Below are 17,460 nucleotides of genomic sequence, written 5' to 3' on the forward strand. Positions count from 1 at the left end.
TGCCGTCCGCGTCCGCGCCTGTTCTGCCGTCCGCGTCCGCGCCTGTTCTGCCGTCCGCGTCCGCGCCCGTTCTGACGGCCGCTCCGGCGTCCGCGTCCACGCTCGTTCTGACGGCCGCGTCCGCTCCGGTGCCCGCGCCCGTTCCGCCGATCGCGGCGGTGGACGCGACGAGCGGCGGCAGCGGCGACGCCGTGACGTACGCGGGCAGCTTCGCGGCGACCCCCGGGTCCTGGTCGAGCAACGCCGTCAGGTCCGAGGCAAGGGAACCGCCGACAACACCGGCAAGAGCGCCGGCCTGCGCGAGGAGCAGGGGCCGCTGGCCCTGTGCGTCGAGATAGCGCAGGACCCGAGCGACCGAGGCGTCCGTCGGCGTCGAGGACCACAGCGCGACGGCGCCCGCCGCGGCGTGTGCGGGGTGGCGCAGCAGCCAGGAGCGGGCGAGGCGGCGCAGCTTCTTGCCGGCGAACGCCTGCACGACCGGCGCGGTGAGCGACACGTGGCCGACCGGCTGTGCCGCCTGCAGGGCGGGCTCCACGCTGCGCGGGTCGGCGAAGGCGGCGAGCAGCGGGGCGACGTGACCGGTGCCGTGCCGGAGCAGCAGGAGCGGCATCAGGTGGCGGATCCAGTAGTGGTGCTGCTCGAACCCGAGCGCTATCAGCCGCTCGTGTGTCCACAACGGCGCGAGGGCGAGCATGGGCAGCGTGGTCGGCAGCGCCCAGTGTTCGCGGTGCTCCAGCCAAGCGGTCACCTGCGCGGTGTCGCACCGGCTGATCGGCACGCCGTCCCACTGGACGCCGTCCTCATGAGTGCTCTGCCGCTCGGCAGCCTCCCGCTCCTCGTCGCGCCAGCGCAGCACCGGCTCGACCACCAAAGCCGCCGCCGCGGGCGAGGCCACCAAGGGCGCCGCCGCCGCGGGCGAGGCCACCAAAGCCGCCGCCGACGAGGCCACCAAAGCCGCCGCCGCGGACGAGGCCACCAAGGGCGCCAGCCAGACCGGGTGCGCGGCGGCGGGCGGCACGTAGTCGCGGGGAATGCCTTCCGGCACGGGGGTCACGGTCGAGGGGTCGGTGCCGGGCTCGAAGGACGCCAGGTCGGCGAGCGGACCCAGCGTCGCCCAGATGTGGCCGGCCTCCCGCTCGCGCCGAAGGGCGTCGCGGGCGGCATCGTCGTCGATGTGGGCGAGCAGGCTGCACCACACGCCGTTGTGGTGCGCGTGGTCCTCGAACGGGTACGCCGGCTTCATCCCGGCCAGGACCGGACCCGCCGCGGCGCCCGCGATCTCCAGGATGCTCGCCAGGTAGATCCGGCCGCCGGACGTGCCGAAGAACTCCCACCGCACCCGCCGCTGGTTGGCCGCCAGGAACCGCTCCAGCGTGCCGAGGTCACCGGCGGCCAGCCCGCACGCGTGGGCGTCGCCGTGGCCGAACTCGACCATGTACCGCAGCGCGGCGGCGTGCGCGCGCCGCTCCGCGTCGCCGGCGAGCGGGCCGAGCGGCAGCAGGAACGACGTGACCCAGAACAGGTCGGCGCGCAGGCCGCCGGTGTGCCGGGCCGCCAGCCGGTCGCGGACCTCCAGCACCGCGTCGCGGGCCTGCGCATAGGTCGGCTCGTCGGCCAGGACCAGCAGCTGCCGGAGCCGGCCGAAGACGCCGACGCCGACATAGGGCAGCTCGACGTGCAGGCCGCCGAGGATGCGCCGGCACCCCTCGACCAGCCCGTGCGCGGCGACGAGGAAGTCGGCGAGCCACTCGTGCGCTGGACCCGACAGGTATTCGAACCGGGACCGGCAGGCCTCGACCAGCCCGCGGTCCTCCGCGGCGGTGCCGACGCGGGGCACCGGGTCGAGCAGCCGCAGCCCGACCGCCCGCTCGTCGGCCGACGACGAGGTGACCAGCTCCCAGACCCGGGAGGCGTAGCCACGCTCGCCGATCGCGCGGTCCTCGGACCACACCCCGCGGCGCAGCCCGGCCCACGCCTCCTCGACACCGGCGAGCGGCCGGACGGGCGTGACGATCCCGCCGCGGCGCGGGTGCAGGACCGACCGCAGCCACGGGCTCACCGCGACCCCGTCCCGCCACTCGAGAGGAGAAGGCGGCGGCAGGAACGGAGGCGGCGCGGGCGACGCCGGCGGCGCGGTCCATGTCATCACCGCGCCACAGTAACCAGACCCCCCGACAAGAAAAGCCGGGAAACCAGGCCCCCCGACAAGGAAAGCCGGGAAACCAGGCCCCCCGACAAGGAAAGCCGGGAAACCAGGCCCCCCGACAAGGAAAGCCGGGAAAGTGGTAGGAACAGAAGATGCTCACGGATTCGAAGGCGTTCAGCGGGTTCTCGGCCGACGACATCCCCGCTGCCAAGCGGTTCTACGGCGACACGCTCGGCCTGCAGGTCGACGAGGCGAACGGCATGCTGCACCTGCACCTCGCCGGCGAGAAGGACGTGCTCGTCTACCCGAAGCCCGACCACCAGCCGGCCACGTTCACCGTGCTCAACTTCCCGGTCGCCGACATCGAGGCCACGGCCGCGGCACTGCGCGCCAGGGGCGTGGTGTTCGAGCAGTACGAGACCACCGACGAGCACGGCATCCACCGCGCCGGTGGGCCGCTGATCGCCTGGTTCAAGGACCCGGCCGGCAACATCCTGTCGATCCTGCAGCAATGATCGCGGCCGAGGTCTTCGATCGGCACCGCGGGCGGTTGAACGCCGTCGCGTACCGGGTGCTCGGCCGCGTCGGCGACGTCGAGGACGTCGTGCAGGACACCTGGCTGCGGTGGAGCACCGTCGACCCGGCGACCGTCGAGGACCCCGAGGCCTATCTGGTGCGCGTGACGACCCGTCTCGCGATCGACCGCCTGCGCAGCGCCCAGGCCCGCCGGGAGCACTACGTCGGGCCCTGGCTGCCGGAGCCCATGCTCACCACCCCCGACGTCGCCGAGCGGGTGGCCCTCGCCGACTCGGTGTCCACCGCGATGCTGCTGGTGCTCGAGTCACTGTCGCCGTTGGAGCGCGCCGTGTTCGTGCTCCGCGAGGCGTTCGGCTACTCCCACGCGGAGATCGCCGGGTTCGTCGGGAAGAGCGAGATCTCGGTCCGGCAGACCGCGGTGCGGGCCCGCGCCCACGTCGAGGCGCACCGCGTCCGCTACGACACCGACCTCGCCACCCGCACCGAGGTGACCGAGCGGTTCCTGGCCGCGTGCGCCGGCGGGGACCTGCGGGAGCTGATCGCCGTGCTGGCGCCGGGCGTGGAGCTGGTCAGCGACGGCGGCGGCCTGGCACCCGCGCCGCGCAAGGTGATCGTGGGCCTGGAGCTCGTCGCGCGGGCGCTGCTCACGTTCGCCGGACGGTTGCCCGACGCCCCGAGCATCCGGCTCGAGCAGGTCAACGGCGGGCCGGCGATCGTGGTGTATTCCGCCGGCACCCCGTCGACGGCCGTCGTCCTGCATCTGGTCGACGGCCTGGTCCAGTCGATCCACCTGATGACGAACCCAACGAAACTCAACGGTCTAACCGCGTGAGGAAAGGAAGGCAGCGGGCACGGTGAACCGCCTCGACATGCGGTACGACGGCAGCGGGCTGCTCGTCACCAGCTCCTTGTAGATCACGGCGGCGCGCCCGGACAGGAACCACCGCCGCGGGGTGTCGTCGGCGTGCGTGAACTGGATGACCGCGTCCTTGCGGCCCAGCGACACCGGCTGGTGGATGTACCCGAACCGGAACGGCTTCGCCGCCTTGCCCGCCAGTACCCGAGCGATGCTGTCGGCGGCGTGCGCCCCGCTGGGGATGCCGCTCTGGCAGGTGCCGTGGATCATGCCCCACGGCTGCCGGATCGCGGCGGCGTCACCGATCGCGACGACGTCCGGGTGCGACACCGACCGCAGCGTCGCGTCGACGACGATCCGGCCGCGCCCGTCGACGGTGAGGCCCGCCTCGGCGGCGAGCGGCGACGCGGTGAACCCGGTCGTCCACAGCGTCGCGTCGGCGGCGACGACCTCCCCGCCGGCCAGCTCGACCGCGCCGGGCCGCACCGCGACGACGTCCACCCCGGCCCGCACCTCGACGCGCAGGCGGGTCAGGGCCCGGTCGAGGTGGGCGCGGGCGCGCGCGGACATCAGCGGGCCGGGCGCGTCGCGGCTGAGGAGCACCACGCGCGCGGCCGGGTGCCGTTCCGCGATCTCGGTCGCGGCCTCCACGCCGGTGAGCCCGCCACCGACGACCGCGACCACCGCGTCCGGCCGCCCGGCCAGGACGTTCGCCAGCCTTCCCGCCGTTTCGACGGTGTTCAAGGTGTACGCGTAAGCCTGAGCCCCCTCAACCGTGACCGTGTCGGCGACACTGCCGATCGCGTACACGAGCGTGTCGTAGCCGATCGTGCGGCCGCCGGCGCTCACCTCGCGGCGCACGGTGTCGATCCGCTCGGCGCGGGCCTGCACGAACTCGATGCCGGTGCCCCGCAGCAGGTCGGGGATGCGCCGGTCGGTCAGGGTCTGCCCGGTGGCGGTCTGGTGCATCCGCAGCCGCTCGGTGAAGCGGTCCGACGGGTTGACCAGGGTCACCTGCGTGCCCCGCCGCCGGGTCCGGCGGGCCACGCGGATGGCGGCGATCATGCCGGTGTACCCGGCTCCGAGGACGACGATCCGGTGCATGGCCGGCTCCTTCTGCCTGGGCGCCGGATCCCGGCGCGCTCACCCCCAGGACGAGACGGCCCGCCGATCCGTGAGCCGGCCCGACGGTGACGCCGGTCACGGGTCGGTAATCTGGGCGGACTGATCGCCGAGCTGCGGATGGTGACCTGGCATGGCCGACGAGGTTGTCGAGCGGATCGTGGTCGCCGCCCCGCCCGGCGCGGTGTTCGACGCCGTGGCCGACGTGCGCCGGATGGCGAAATTGAGCCCGGAATGCTTCGCCACCTGGGTGCTGGCCCGGTCACCCGAGCGGGTGCCGAAACGGTTCGTGGGGTTCAACCGGCGCGGGCCGTACGTCTGGTTCACCACCTGCCGGGTCGTCGTGGCGCAGCCGGCGACCGAGTTCGCCTTCGACGTGACCACGTTCGGGCTGCCGGTGGCCCGCTGGGGTTTCCGGCTCGCCCCGGCCGACGGCGGCACGCAGGTCAGCCAGTACTGGATCGACCAGCGGGTCCGCGGCGCGATGATCCTCGGCAGGGTGTTCACCGGCAAGGTCGCCAACGCGCGACCGGCGGCCAACCGGGAAGGCATGCGGATCACCCTCGACCGGCTGAAACGGGAGCTCGAGCCGGCCCCCGGCGCTTGACCTTGCCCCATGGGAAAGGTCGACCGTGGAGTGCGTCGGGCCGACCGGCCCGACCCGGAAGGAGCACGGGTGGACGAGGACCTGGTGACCATCGGGGTCTTCGCGCGGCGGTCGTGGCTGTCACCGAAGGCATTGCGGCTGTACGAACGGCAGGGCCTCCTCCTGCCCGCCGCGGTCGACGAGCACAACGGCTACCGCTGGTATCGGGAGCAGCAGCTGGAGCAGGCCAGGCTGATCGCCCGGCTCCGCCGCCTCGACATGCCCCTGGCCACCATCGCCGCGATCGTCGCGGCCGGCGACCCGCCGACCCAGGCCCGCCTCATCGGCGACTACTGGGCCGCCCAGGAACACGCCACGGCCGTACGCCGCGAACTCGTCACCCACCTGCGCCACCGGCTGCTCGACGACCCGGAGGGGTACACCATGTATGACGTGAAGGTCCGCGACGTGCCGGAACAGACCGTCCTGACCGAACGGCGGCACGTCAATGCCCAGGACCTGCCGGCCTGGAGCGACGAGGCCGTCGGCCGCCTGCTGAAGGCCGCCGCCGGACACGGGGACGGCATCGTCGGCCCCTGCTTCATCATCTACCACGGCGAGGTCAACGAGGACAGCGACGGCCCCGTCGAGATCTGCCTCCCCGTCGACCCGTCCGGCCCCGTCGAGGCAGCGATCCGGGTCGAGCCCGCGCACCGTGAGGCGTACACCCGCGTCACCAAGGCCCAGGTCGGCTACCCGCAGATCCTGTCCGCCTTCGACGCCGTCGGCCAGTGGGTGTCCTCGCAGGGCCTCCCGGTGAGCCCGGCACCGCGCGAGGTGTACTTTGCCGACTTCGGCGCCGCCGCCCCGTCCGACGAGGTGTGCGACATCGCCTTCCCGCTCGACTGAGCCGCACCCCCGGAACGCCGCAGTGCCCGCCACAAATCGCGTGGCGGGCACTGTCTGGACGACGAGGTCAGCTGAGGTTGGTGCCGAACCAGTCGAGGAGGCGCTGGTACGCCTGGGTCGCGGCGGTGGGGTCGTACCGCTGGCCGGTGTCGTTGAAGAAGGCGTGGTTGGCGCCCGGGTAGGTGACGATCTCGTGCTTCAGGCCGGCCTTCTCCAGTGCTGCCCTGGCGGCGTCGCGGGTGGCGTTGACGCGGGTGTCGAGCTCGGCGTAGATGCCCAGGACGGCCGCGCCCCTGGAGCCGGACAGGTCGGCGGCGTCGGGTAGCGGGCCGTAGAAGGGGACCGCGGCGCGCAGCCGGGGTTCGCCCGCGGCGAGGAGCTGCCAGACCATGCCGCCGCCGAAGCAGAAGCCCATCGCCGCGAGGGACTTCGCCGGGGTGCGGCGCAGCAGCTCGTCCAGGCCGGCCTTCAGGTCGGCGATGAACCGGGCGGGTGGCACGGCGCCCAGGGCGGCGGTGGCTTCGGCGGGGTCGGTGAACTTCGCGGTGCCGCCCTCCTCGGACAGCAGGTCGATTGCGAGCGCCGAGTAGCCGCTGGCGGCGAGCCGGCCGGCGACGGAGCGGATGTGGTCGGTGAGGCCCCGGTTCTCGTGGATCACCAGGACCGAGCCGCGCGGGTCGGCGGCGGCCGCGAAGGCGCCCTGCAGCGTCCCCTGCGGGCCGGGGAACGTGATCGCCTGCGTGGGCAGCGCTGAAGGCCCGGCCGGCCCGGTTCCCGAGGGCCCGGAGGGCTCAGACGTCCCGGCCGGTGAGCAGGCGGCGAGCATCGCCCCGGCCACCGCGAGACCGACCCCGAGCACCGACAGCCGGTGCAGCGCCTCGCGCCGGTTGATCAGGCCGTCGGAGTAGTCCACGACGACCTCGGAGGTCAGGTACTCGTTGATGCTCGACATCGGCGTCGACCCCCTCGGCTCCTGAGCACCGACTGTATCGCCGTGCGCCGGGGACGGGCCGCCGATCAACGCAGCACCACCTCGACGTGGTGCCCTCGAATCACCCGTTGCCGGCCTCATCGATCATGGCCCGGACCGTATCGGCTGTGGCACGCTGTGGCGGACCGTGTCGGGGAGGGACGTGCATGACTGTCGCGGCCGGGTTGCTCAACGGGAACGCGGCGTTGCTGTTCATCGCCGCGGTGATCGGCTTCACCCTCGTGTGTGTGATCGCCTGGGACGACCGGTCGCTGTTCTTCACGCCGCTGGGGTTCGTCCTGCTGCCGATCGTGGTCGCGGTCTGGTTCGGCGGCGCGGCCGTCATCGGGCTGCCCGCCGACGTGCTGCTCGGCCACCATGGCGCCGGGGAGATCTGGCCGGGGCTGGTGGCGGCGCCGGTGGTCGCGCTGGTGCTGGGCCGCCGCTTCCGCACGGTCGGTGAGAACACGATCGGCCAGATCGTCCTGCGCGCCGGCATCCTGCTCGCGGGCTGCACGCTCGCGAAGGTTGTCGCGTACGCGCTCGGCTTCCGGGTCTTCCACTTCTGGACCGGCGGCGCCGTCACGCTCGGCGCTCTCGTCGTGTGCATCGCGGTGTGGCAGTTCGCCGCGGTCGACGGGGTCGTGCACCTGTTCGTCCGGGCCGGGGTGGTGCTCGCCGCCGTCGGCCTGGTCGGTGCCTGGGCGGCCGTCAATCACGTGCCGGTGGCGGGTGACCCCCGCACCGCCTCGACCACGACCCTCGCCGTCATGCTGCTGGTCCTGCCGCTGCTGGCGCTGGCGGGCGCGGTGCTGACCATCGCGGTGCTCCGCCGGGTCCGCCCCGCCACGCCGGACCGTCCCGCCGCGAAGACCCGGGCCGCCGCAAAGGAGCGGGTCCCCGCGGCCCACGAGGTGTGGAATGCCTTCGTCACCTACAAAGACGACGACAAAGACGAGGACGACGAGGACGAGGGCGAAGGCAAGGACCGTCCGGTCCTGGTGCTGAGCGCCGACCGCGAGGCCGCCGAGGTACTGAAGATCACCAGCCAGGACAAGTCCCGGTTCGACGGGTACCTGCCGCTGCCGCTGGAACGCTGCCAGGGCGTGCTGAGCAAGGAGAGCTGGCTGGAACTGCAGCCGACCCGGGTGCCGCTCGAAGCGTTCCGCAGCTACCGGGGGCTGTGCCCGCCGTGGATCTGGGCGGAGCTGCGGACCCGGCGCCTGATCGCGCCGGCGGCGGCGAAGCCGATGGTGAGACAGCGATCGTTCATCGAGCGACTCCGGAACCACGGGTAGACCCTCGTCGAAACCCGCCGTTCAGCTCTCGTCCGGCGACAGCGGGCCGCCGAGCGCCTAGCGTCAGAAGGTCGCCGTCTCGATACCTGGAGGTCCGGGTCAATGTCCCGTGCGCTGATTCCTCGCGCCATCGTTGCCTTAACCGTATCCACAGCCGGGCTGGCCTGGCCGTTATTCGCCGACCCGGCCGCCGCCAACCCGGCCGGCACGGGTCTGGTCATCAGCGAGGCGTACGTCAACGGCGGCTCGTCCGGTGCGAGCTTCCTCAACAAGTTCGTCGAGCTGTACAACCCGACGTCCAGCCCCGTGGACCTGGCCGGTGACACGCTGCAGTACCGTGCGCCGACCAGCACCGTCGTGCCCAGCGGCGCACAGGTGTTCGCGCTGTCCGGCACCGTCGCCGCGCACGGGCACTTCCTCATCCAGCTGCCGAGCAACAACGCGAGCACCAACCCCGGCGCGCCGCTGCCCGCGGCCGACCTGAGCACCGGCAACAGCGTCAACCCCGGCGCGGGCGGCGGGACGCTCTACATCGCCGCCAGCGCGACCGGCGTACTCCCGACCGACGCGTCCGTGATCGACCGGATCGGCTGGGGCACCAGCAACGCCCCGGAGGGCACCGCCGCGGCCGGCAACTCCCTCGTCCTGAGCTACCAGCGCGACGCGGCCGGTGCCGACACCGACAGCAACGCCGCCGACTTCCACACCGCGACGCCGGTGCCGCAGAACGCCGCGTCCGACGGCGGGCCCACCACGGTCACGGTGACGAACCCCGGCCCGCAGAACGCGACGACCGGCACGGCGATCGCGCCGCTGGCCCTCGCCGCGTCCGGCGGCGCCGCGCCGTACACCTGGACCGCCGCCGGACTCCCGGCAGGTCTGTCGATCGCGACGGACGGGGTGGTCTCCGGGACGCCGACCGCCGCCGGTGCCTCGTCGGTGACGGTCACCGCGACCGAGTCGGGCGGCGCGAGCGGCTCGGCGACGTTCACCTTCACTGTCACCACCGCGACGACGGTCGTGCCGGTCGCCGAGATCCAGGGTACGAACACCGACACCTCGCCCCTCGTCGGCCAGAGCGTGACGACCGAGGGTGTCGTGACCGCCGTGTACACCACGGGCGGCTTCAACGGCTTCTTCCTGCAGACCGGCGGCAGCGGCGGCAGCACCGACGCCACCCCCGGCGCCTCCGACGCGATCTTCGTCTTCGGCTCCGTCGCCGCGGGGCAGGTCGCCGCCGGTGACAGCGTGCGGGTCACGGGCAATGTCGTCGAGTTCCAGGGCACCACCGAGCTCAGCGCCCCGACGGTCACGAAGCTCACCACCCCGTTCCCGGCCGTCGTGCCCGGCGCGATCCCGTGGTCCTCGCTGACGACGGACGCGCAGAAGGAGACCCACGAGGGCGAGCTCGTCGCGCCGCAGGGCACGTTCACCGTCGCGGACAACTACGACGCCAACTGGTACGGCTCCTTCACCCTGGCCGCCGGCGACGCGCCGCTGCGCCAGCCCACCGACGCCGGCCCGCCCGGGAGCCCCGCGGCGCAGGCCGCCGTCGCCGACGCCGCGGCCCGCACGGTGACCCTGGACGACGGCGCGAGCGTCAACTACAGCGGCGCCGCGAACACCGGCACCCCGCTGCCGTGGTTCACCTCGACCAACGCCGTCAGCATCGGCTCGAAGGTCACCTTCCACCAGCCGGTGATCCTCGAGTACCGGTTCTCGCTCTGGAACTTCCAGCCGACCCGCCAGGTCACCGGCGACGGCGCCGCGGTCGCGACCTTCAGCGACACCCGCACCGGCAACCAGCAGCCCGCGAACGTCGGCGGCACGATCCGGCTGGCGACGTTCAACGTCGAGAACTACTTCCCCATGACCGGGGAGTTGTACGTCCAGCAGGGTCTCGGCACGTGCACCTTCTACAACGACCGGGCCGGCAACCACATCGCGGTCAACACGTGCACCGGCTCGGGCCCCCGCGGCGCGGCGAACGACGTGAGCTTCCAGCGGCAGCAGGCGAAGATCGTGACCGGCATCAACCGGCTCGGCGCCAGCATCGTGTCCCTGGAAGAGGTCGAGAACTCGGCGAAGTTCGGCCAGCCCCGCGACGCGGCGCTCGCCACCCTCGTCGACGCGCTCAACGCGGCTGCGGGCGCTCCCGTGTGGGCGTACGTGCCCTCCCCGGCCGTCCTGCCCGCCCTCGCGGACGAGGACGTGATCCGCAGCGCCTTCATCTACAAACCCGCCGAGGTCGCGCTCGTCGGCCCTTCGACGATCCTCACCACGTCCTCGGGCCCCGGCCAGCCGTTCTCGATCGCCCGTGAACCCCTCGCCCAGGGCTTCAAGAAGCTCGGCGCCACCGACGCCGACGCCTTCCTGGTCGTCACGAACCACTGGAAGTCGAAGGGCAGCGGCACGCCGCTCTACCCCGGCGACGCCGAGGACACGTCCTCACCGGCGGTGAACCAGGGCTCGTTCAACGCGACCCGGGTCCGCGAGGCCCAGGACACCAGCGCCTTCGCCTCGTCCGTGGCGGCATCCCTCGGCACCGACCGCATCTTCCTGGTCGGCGACTTCAACTCCTACACCCAGGAAGACCCGATGCAGGTCCTGTACGCCGCCGGCTACAGCGACCTCGGCTCCACGTACGACCCGTCCGAGTCGACCTACTCCTTCAACGGCCTGCAGGGCTCCCTCGACCACGTGCTGGCCAACGCGGCCGCCCGCGCCCTGGTCACCGGCGCCGACGTCTGGCAGATCAACGCGCAGGAGGCGATCGCCTACTCGTACAGCCGCTACAACTACAACGCCACCCTGCTGTTCAACGGCAGCGACCCGTTCGCCGCCTCCGACCACGACCCGGTCGTCGTCGGCCTGAACCCGCCGGTGTCGCCGGCCTTCCCGGCCTGGAGCGCCTCGAAGGTCTACCTGAGCGGCGACAAGGTCACCTACCAGGGCTCCGTCTGGCTGGCCAGCTGGTGGACCCAGAACCAGACCCCAGGTGACCCGTACGGCCCGTGGCAGCAGATCTCGGCCGCTCCCGACGGCACCGCCATCTGGACCGCGTCGCGCATCTTCGTCACCGGCGACGTGGTCCTCTACCAGGGCAAGCGGTACGAAGCCAAGTGGTGGACCCGCAACCAGCCCCCGGGCGACCAGTGGGGTCCCTGGAAGCTGCTGCCCTGACCGCTGTTCCGCCTGTTTGACGGGTTGTTTGACGGGGTTGTTTGACGGGGTTGTTTCGACGGGGCCCTCGACCGCTTGGTCGAGGGCCCCGTTGCCTTTCGGTAAGAATCGTCGCCGCCGATGCATTGCCTTGCGACATCTCCGATCGGAAGGCGCAGCTTGTGAGCGAACCATCCCGTTTCATTGCCCGCCGTTGGTTGCCGGCGGTCCTGGCCGTGATCGCTGCGGGTGCCGGCCTCGCGGTCGTCGCGACGACCGACAGCACCGCCGGTATGACGCCGGCGCAGACCGGTCGCGGGCGGCCCGCCACCGCCAGGACCGTGACGCTGCCGACCGGGGACCGGGTCACCCTCGGCGCGGCCACGGGCCGTGACCTGTCGGTCCGGCCAGGACCGGGGCGGGCCGGCACCCGCTTCATCGTGCAACGCACCGCCGACAGCGTGCTCGTCATCCCGCACGACGCGCTGCCGCGCATCGCCGCCGGCACTGTGGACCGCCGGGGTTTCGCCGTCTCGGGTACCGGCGCTGCTTCGAAAACCGGCTCCGCCGATGAGGACCTGGTCACGCTCACCCTGCGCCACCTGGACCTGCGGGGTGCCGGCACGGCGAGCGCGTACTCCGCCGTCACCGGCTGGGACCGCGCGATCTGGGAGTGGCCTCAGGTCGACGCCGAGGGCACGGCGACCCTGCAGTTGCCCAAGGGCCGCTACACCATCGGTAGCTACCTCGAGGACAGCGCCGGCTCGACGCTGCTCGGCGTGCCCGTCGTCGACCTGACCGGTGACACGACCGTCGTCCTGGACGCCCGCGCCGCCCGGCCGGTGCGGCTCAGCGTGCCGGAACCGTCGGCGCGCCTCGGCTTCGTCGAGACCGGATACACGGTGTTCCCCAGCTACCTCGACTACGGCGTCGGCACGCTGCTCATGGGCGACGACCTCAGCCGGCTGCGGGTGGGGCAGATCGGCCTGCCGGCCGCCCCGACCGCGCTCATCGGCAGTGTCACGGCGCAGTGGGCGCGGCCCGACGGCACCGGCGACTTCACCGACAGCCCGTACCTGTACACCGTCGCGGAGTCCCTGCCCGGCCGGGTACCGGACGGGTTCGTCAAGGCGTACCGCGCCGACGACTTCGCCGCCGTGCACCAGCGCTTCGGCACCGCGCTGCCCGGCGCCTCGGCCCAACGGCAGGTGTTCCCGTCCTTCACCCCGCGGATGGACAGCAGCGCGCTGGTCGTGCCGACGACGCTGCCCAGCGCCCGGGTCGAGTACCGCACGACCGCGACCCGATGGACGTCGGAGCTGTGGCCGAGCGACGGCGGCCGGCTGTACCAGGGCCCGACCGCATACCAACGCGGACAGCGCACCACCGACGAGTGGAACACCGCCCCGCTCGGCCCCGCCTTCGGCCAGACGCCGGCGACGACGTGGCAGTGGGCCAGCCGCATCGGGGACGAGATCAACGTCGACCTCCCCCTGTACGGCGACCGGGCCGGGCACGCCGGATCGCTGCTGCTGGCGGGTTCGACGCGGGTCGCGCTGTACCGCGGCGAGGTCCTGATCGGGCAATCCTCGGACTCGGGCCGCTTCGTGGTGCCGGCGGCGCCGGGCAGCTACCGGCTCGAGGTCACCGACGTGCGCGGCGACGACATCGGACCCGCCACCCGGGTCACGGCGCAGTGGACGTTCCAGTCGTCACACATGGCCGGCACAACGCCCGTGCTGCTGCCGCTCGCCGCGGTCCGCTATGCGCCTGTTCCCGACGGGTCTTCCGACCTGCCCATCACCGTCGAGACCCAGCCGGGATCGCCCCGGCCGGTCATCCGCCGGCTCACCGTCGAGGTCTCCTACGACGACGGGGCGACGTGGACCGTGGCGCCCGTACGCCAGACCCGCACCGGTTGGACCGCCACCCTGCGCCACCCGGCCAGCGGTTTCGTCTCACTGCGGACCACCACCGCCACATTTACGCAGACCGTCATCCGGGCGTACCAGGTGAGCTCTGGATCCTTAAATTCTTCTATGCCTCGGTGAACTGTCAGGCAACCTGCGTTACGGTCAGGGAGTGCGACCACGGCGGGTCGCGCTTCCTGACGGCATCGATACAGAGAAATGCGAGCCATGAAGACGAGGAAGCTCATCGCCGTGTTGGCGATCGCCGGCGCATCAGTCCTGGTCCCGTTCATCGGGCCGTCCACCGCCACCGCCGACGTGGCCTGGACCGGCACCTGGGCCACGTCCCCACAGAGCAGCGGCACCACCTTCAACAACCAGACGCTCCGCCAGGTCGTGCGCACCAGCATCGGCGGCACCGCCGCCCGCCTGCGCCTGTCCAACGTGTTCGGCAGCCAGCCGGTCACCATCACCAACGTCCACATCGCGAAACGCACGTCCGGCTCCTCGATCGACCCGGCCAGCGACCGCACCGTGACCTTCGGCGGCGCCACGTCGGTCACCATCCCGGTGGGCGGCAGCGCCACCAGCGACGCGGCGCCGTTCACGGTCGACGCGCTCGCCGACGTCGCCGTGAGCTTCCACCTCCCGCAGCCGACCGGCAACGCGACCGTGCACGACTTCGGCGGCCAGACCAACTACGTGGTCCCCGGCAACGCGGCCGGGAACGCGACGCTGAGCGGCGCGCAGATCCGCACCAACTACTTCTTCCTCACCAACCTCGACGTGCAGAACGCCGCGGCGACCGGCGCGGTCGCCACGCTCGGCGCGTCGATCACCGACGGCATCGGCTCGGGCACCGACGCCAACCGGCGCTGGCCCAACGACCTCGCCGTCCGCCTGGCCCAGTCCGGCCGCACCGTCGGCGTGCTCAACCAGGGCATCAGCGGCAACCGCCTCCTCGCCGACGGCGCCGGCCAGTCCGCCGCCAACCGCTTCGAGCGCGACGTCCTGTCCCAGGCAGGCGTCAAGTGGGTCATCTTCTCCGACGACCCGATCAACGACCTGGGCAGCAACCGCACCAACCCACCGACCGGCCAGCAACTGATCGACGCGGTCAAGCCGCTCATCGCCAGGGCCCACACGGCGGGCGTCAAGTTCCTGTGCTCGACGCTCACCCCGTTCCAGGGTTCGGGCGGCTGGTCGGCGGCGGCGGAGACGTCGCGGGGTGCGTACAACGCCTTCGTGCGCGGTGCGTCGTCGGGCTGCGACGGCGTCATCGACCAGGACAACGCCACCCATGACCCGGCCCGCCCGACGTGGTTCCTGCCCAACCTGGAAACCGGCGACCACCTCCACCCGAACGAGGCCGGCCTGCAGGCCATCGCCAACGCCGTCAACCTCTCCCTGTTCGGCACGACGACAACGCCTCCGCCCACCACGGTGGTCACGTTCCGCGCACGTGCCAACGGCAAGCTGGTGACGGCCGAGAACGGCGGCAACGCTGCGTTGATCGCCAACCGCACGGCGGTCGGGCCGTGGGAGCAGTTCGACCGTATTGATCTCGGGGGTGGGCGGGTCGCGTTGAAGGCCCACGCGAACGGCCGCTACGTGACCGCGCCCAATGGCTCCCCGCTCATTGCCAGCAGCGCCACGATCGGCACCGCCGAGACGTTCGACCTGGTCCGCAATGCGGACGGCAGCGTCGCCCTCCGGGCGGTGGTCAACGGCCGCTACGTGTGCGCCGAGAACGCCGGCGCGGCAGCACTGATCGCCAACCGCACGGCGATCGGCGCGTGGGAGTCGTTCGACCTGCTCTGAGTCTTAGCGGTTGATCAACCATCAGTATGGTGGTGATGAGTTCTGCTAATGACGAGGTTGTGGCTTTTAGATGGAATTGCGTGAGATTGAGATCTTCTTGACGCTGGCTGAGGAGCTGCACTTCGGGCGGACTGCCGAGCGGCTGAACCTCACCCAGTCCCGGGTCAGTCAGTCGATCAAGAAGCAGGAGCGCACGCTCGGAGCTCCGCTGTTCGATCGCAACAACCGGGTGGTGCGGCTGACCGACCTGGGCATTCAGCTCCGTTCGGACCTGGTGCCCGGGTATCGGCAGATCCAGGACGCCGTCGCCAGAGCTTCGGCGACAGGGCGAGGCCTTGCCGGTGTGCTGCGCGTCGGGGTGCAGGCGGCCTGGTCCGGGGACCTTGTTCTTGCGGCAGCGGCGGCGTTCGGTGTCGCGAATCCTGACTGTGACATCCAGATCCGCGAAGTGCCGCTCAGCGATCCGTTCGGCGGCCTTCACGTGGGCCAGCTCGACCTTCAGCTCACCATACGTCCGGCAGCGGAGCCGGACCTGACGGTCGGGCCGGTCATCTTCTCGCTGCCGCGCATGCTCGTCATCGCCTCCGGGCATCCCTTTGCCCAGCGACCGGCCATCAGCATGGAAGACCTGGCTGACGTGTGTATGGTGACCGTCGCTGGGCCTCCGGACTACTGGGTCAACCATCACCTTCCGGCGCAAACGCCCAGCGGACGGCCGATCCCACGCGGCCCCGCGGTCGCCGAGTGGGAGTCGGCATGGTCGCAGGTCGCATCCGGCAAGGGCGCCTTTTTCGCCAGCAACTGGGCGGCCGACGACCGTTACCACTACAGCCGGTCGGGCCTGTCGTTCGTGGCGATACACGATGCACCGCCCTTGGAGTGGGGCCTGCTGTGGCGCACCAATGCCGAGACGGTCATGCTCACCTCGTTTGTCAAAGCCATCCTTGAGCAGCGAGAGGCGATACTCACCCGCGATTAGCCGCACTCATCGCATCATTCCGAAGGCGTCGTTGATCGGCGTCCGGACTCCTTGAAGACTGGCATCAACAGGTGCTGCACCCGCACCTTCCATCAAGGAGACCAAGCATGAAAGCGAACGTGAGCTCGATCCTTCTCGGCGTCGGGGACATGGACCGGACCAAGCGGTTCTACACCGAGGGTCTCGGCTGGACGATCGATCGGGACTACGGGCTGTCGGTGTTCTTCGCCCTGGACGACGGTCCGCTCGTCGGCTTCTACGGCCGCGAAGGTCTGGCCGCCGAGATGGGCACGAGTGCGGAGGGCAGCGGCTTCAGCGGGCTGGCCCTCACCTACGTCGTGCGCACCGAGGCACGGGTCGATGAGATCCTCGCGGAGGCCGAGAAGGCCGGAGCCGCGATCCTCAAGCCCGCAGCCGCAACGCCGTGGGGCGGATACGGCGGTACATTCGCCGACCCCGACGGTTACATCTGGAGCATCGGCTACAGCGCCCAGGGCAAGGACCAGCCCTACGCGGAATAGCCGCCGGGAGTAAACCCCTGGTGCTCGGCGAATCGCTCGTTGAGCCGGTCCTGTTCGATCATCCGTCGCATTCCTTGTCGGCGACCTGGACCGCGCCAAGCATTCCTATGCTGGTGACCTGAGCTTCAAGGTCGATAAGGAGCATGCCGTGAAGTTTCGCACCCTCGTCGAGCCGCCCGAGCCCATGCGAGGACTGGAGGTCCCGGCCAAGGTGGTGGAGTCACTCGGCGGGGGCGCGCGGCCGCCGGTGACCATCACGATCAACGGGCATTCCTGGAAGAGCCGGGTCGCCATCATGCGAGGCCGCCATCTGCTCGGCCTCAGTAACTCCAACCGGCAGGCCGCCGGTGTCGCGACCGGCGAGGAAGTCGAGGTCGAGCTGGAGCTCGACACCGAGCCGCGCGTCGTCGTCGAGCCTGCGGACTTCGCCCAGGCGCTGGACGACGACCCGGTCGCCCGCGCCGCGTACGACAATCTTGCATACAGCCACAAGCGTGAGCATGTGCGCGCCATCGAGAGCGCGAAGCAGGCCGAGACGCGTCAGCGGCGCATCGAGAAGGCCATCGCCACCCTGCGGGGCTGACCCCGGAAGCAAGACTCCGCGCGGCAATGCAATCGCTGAGCTTTCCCGCGCGCACCGTCC

General features: G+C 71.5%; 13 protein-coding genes and 1 pseudogene. 11 read left to right on the top strand and 3 right to left on the bottom strand.

All coding sequences use genetic code 11. From position 1 onward, the window contains the following. A pseudogene (locus ACFPIJ_RS57530) lies at window positions 1-2,149 on the bottom strand (hypothetical protein); the annotation flags it as partial. A 149-nt stretch (window positions 2,150-2,298) separates the two neighbouring features. Between ACFPIJ_RS57530 and ACFPIJ_RS57535 the strand changes: the two are divergent. Both ACFPIJ_RS57535 and sigJ read left to right on the top strand, forming a co-directional pair. Beyond that, a complete protein-coding gene (locus ACFPIJ_RS57535; RefSeq protein WP_380128047.1) occupies window positions 2,299-2,661 on the top strand; it encodes a VOC family protein in 363 nt (120 codons plus the stop codon). Beyond that, window positions 2,658-3,515 (top strand): RNA polymerase sigma factor SigJ, encoded by an 858-nt coding sequence (gene sigJ, locus ACFPIJ_RS57540; protein ID WP_380128048.1) that lies wholly within the window; start codon window positions 2,658-2,660, stop codon window positions 3,513-3,515. Before ACFPIJ_RS57535 ends, sigJ begins: the two co-directional genes overlap by 4 nt. Here the strand turns inward: sigJ and ACFPIJ_RS57545 are convergent. Beyond that, entirely contained in the window at window positions 3,504-4,643 is a 1,140-nt protein-coding gene (locus tag ACFPIJ_RS57545) for an NAD(P)/FAD-dependent oxidoreductase (RefSeq protein ID WP_380128049.1), read from the bottom strand. The two genes, sigJ and ACFPIJ_RS57545, sit on opposite strands and share 12 nt — an antisense overlap. A 151-nt stretch (window positions 4,644-4,794) precedes the next feature. Here ACFPIJ_RS57545 and ACFPIJ_RS57550 point away from each other — a divergent pair, with 151 nt between their 5' ends. Continuing rightward, the gene (locus ACFPIJ_RS57550; RefSeq protein ID WP_380128050.1) at window positions 4,795-5,268 is read left to right on the top strand and encodes an SRPBCC family protein; all 474 of its coding nucleotides are present in this window, start codon (window positions 4,795-4,797) and stop codon (window positions 5,266-5,268) included. 69 nt (window positions 5,269-5,337) lie between these two features. After that, complete coding sequence (locus tag ACFPIJ_RS57555) at window positions 5,338-6,156, top strand: MerR family transcriptional regulator (RefSeq protein ID WP_380128051.1); 819 nt, start codon at window positions 5,338-5,340, stop codon at window positions 6,154-6,156. Window positions 6,157-6,223: 67 nt separating this feature from the next. Here ACFPIJ_RS57555 and ACFPIJ_RS57560 read toward each other — a convergent pair whose 3' ends face one another. Then, complete coding sequence (locus ACFPIJ_RS57560) at window positions 6,224-7,108, bottom strand: dienelactone hydrolase family protein (RefSeq protein WP_380128052.1); 885 nt, start codon at window positions 7,106-7,108, stop codon at window positions 6,224-6,226. A 185-nt stretch (window positions 7,109-7,293) separates the two neighbouring features. Here ACFPIJ_RS57560 and ACFPIJ_RS57565 point away from each other — a divergent pair, with 185 nt between their 5' ends. The 7 genes from ACFPIJ_RS57565 to ACFPIJ_RS57595 all read left to right on the top strand — a co-directional run bounded on the left by ACFPIJ_RS57565 (window position 7,294) and on the right by ACFPIJ_RS57595 (window position 17,400). Continuing rightward, window positions 7,294-8,424 carry a hypothetical protein gene (locus ACFPIJ_RS57565; protein WP_380128053.1) on the top strand — a complete coding sequence of 377 codons (1,131 nt, stop codon included), beginning with the start codon at window positions 7,294-7,296 and terminating at the stop codon, window positions 8,422-8,424. Window positions 8,425-8,526: 102 nt separating this feature from the next. After that, the gene (locus ACFPIJ_RS57570) at window positions 8,527-11,607 is read left to right on the top strand and encodes an ExeM/NucH family extracellular endonuclease (RefSeq protein WP_380128054.1); all 3,081 of its coding nucleotides are present in this window, start codon (window positions 8,527-8,529) and stop codon (window positions 11,605-11,607) included. A gap of 161 nt (window positions 11,608-11,768) precedes the next feature. Then, the gene (locus ACFPIJ_RS57575) at window positions 11,769-13,637 is read left to right on the top strand and encodes a hypothetical protein (RefSeq protein WP_380128055.1); all 1,869 of its coding nucleotides are present in this window, start codon (window positions 11,769-11,771) and stop codon (window positions 13,635-13,637) included. 87 nt (window positions 13,638-13,724) lie between these two features. Then, window positions 13,725-15,317, top strand: a complete 1,593-nt coding sequence (locus tag ACFPIJ_RS57580; RefSeq protein WP_380128056.1) for a GDSL-type esterase/lipase family protein — start codon at window positions 13,725-13,727, stop codon at window positions 15,315-15,317. A 70-nt stretch (window positions 15,318-15,387) separates the two neighbouring features. After that, window positions 15,388-16,296 (top strand): LysR family transcriptional regulator, encoded by a 909-nt coding sequence (locus tag ACFPIJ_RS57585; RefSeq protein ID WP_380128057.1) that lies wholly within the window; start codon window positions 15,388-15,390, stop codon window positions 16,294-16,296. A gap of 107 nt (window positions 16,297-16,403) precedes the next feature. Then, window positions 16,404-16,817 (top strand): VOC family protein, encoded by a 414-nt coding sequence (locus ACFPIJ_RS57590; RefSeq protein WP_380128058.1) that lies wholly within the window; start codon window positions 16,404-16,406, stop codon window positions 16,815-16,817. 148 nt (window positions 16,818-16,965) lie between these two features. Continuing rightward, window positions 16,966-17,400, top strand: coding sequence for a YdeI/OmpD-associated family protein (locus ACFPIJ_RS57595; protein WP_380128059.1), 435 nt, complete (start codon window positions 16,966-16,968; stop codon window positions 17,398-17,400). Window positions 17,401-17,460 lie beyond the last annotated feature (60 nt).

Source organism: Dactylosporangium cerinum, assembly GCF_042653625.1.
GTDB lineage: Bacteria > Actinomycetota > Actinomycetes > Mycobacteriales > Micromonosporaceae > Dactylosporangium > Dactylosporangium cerinum.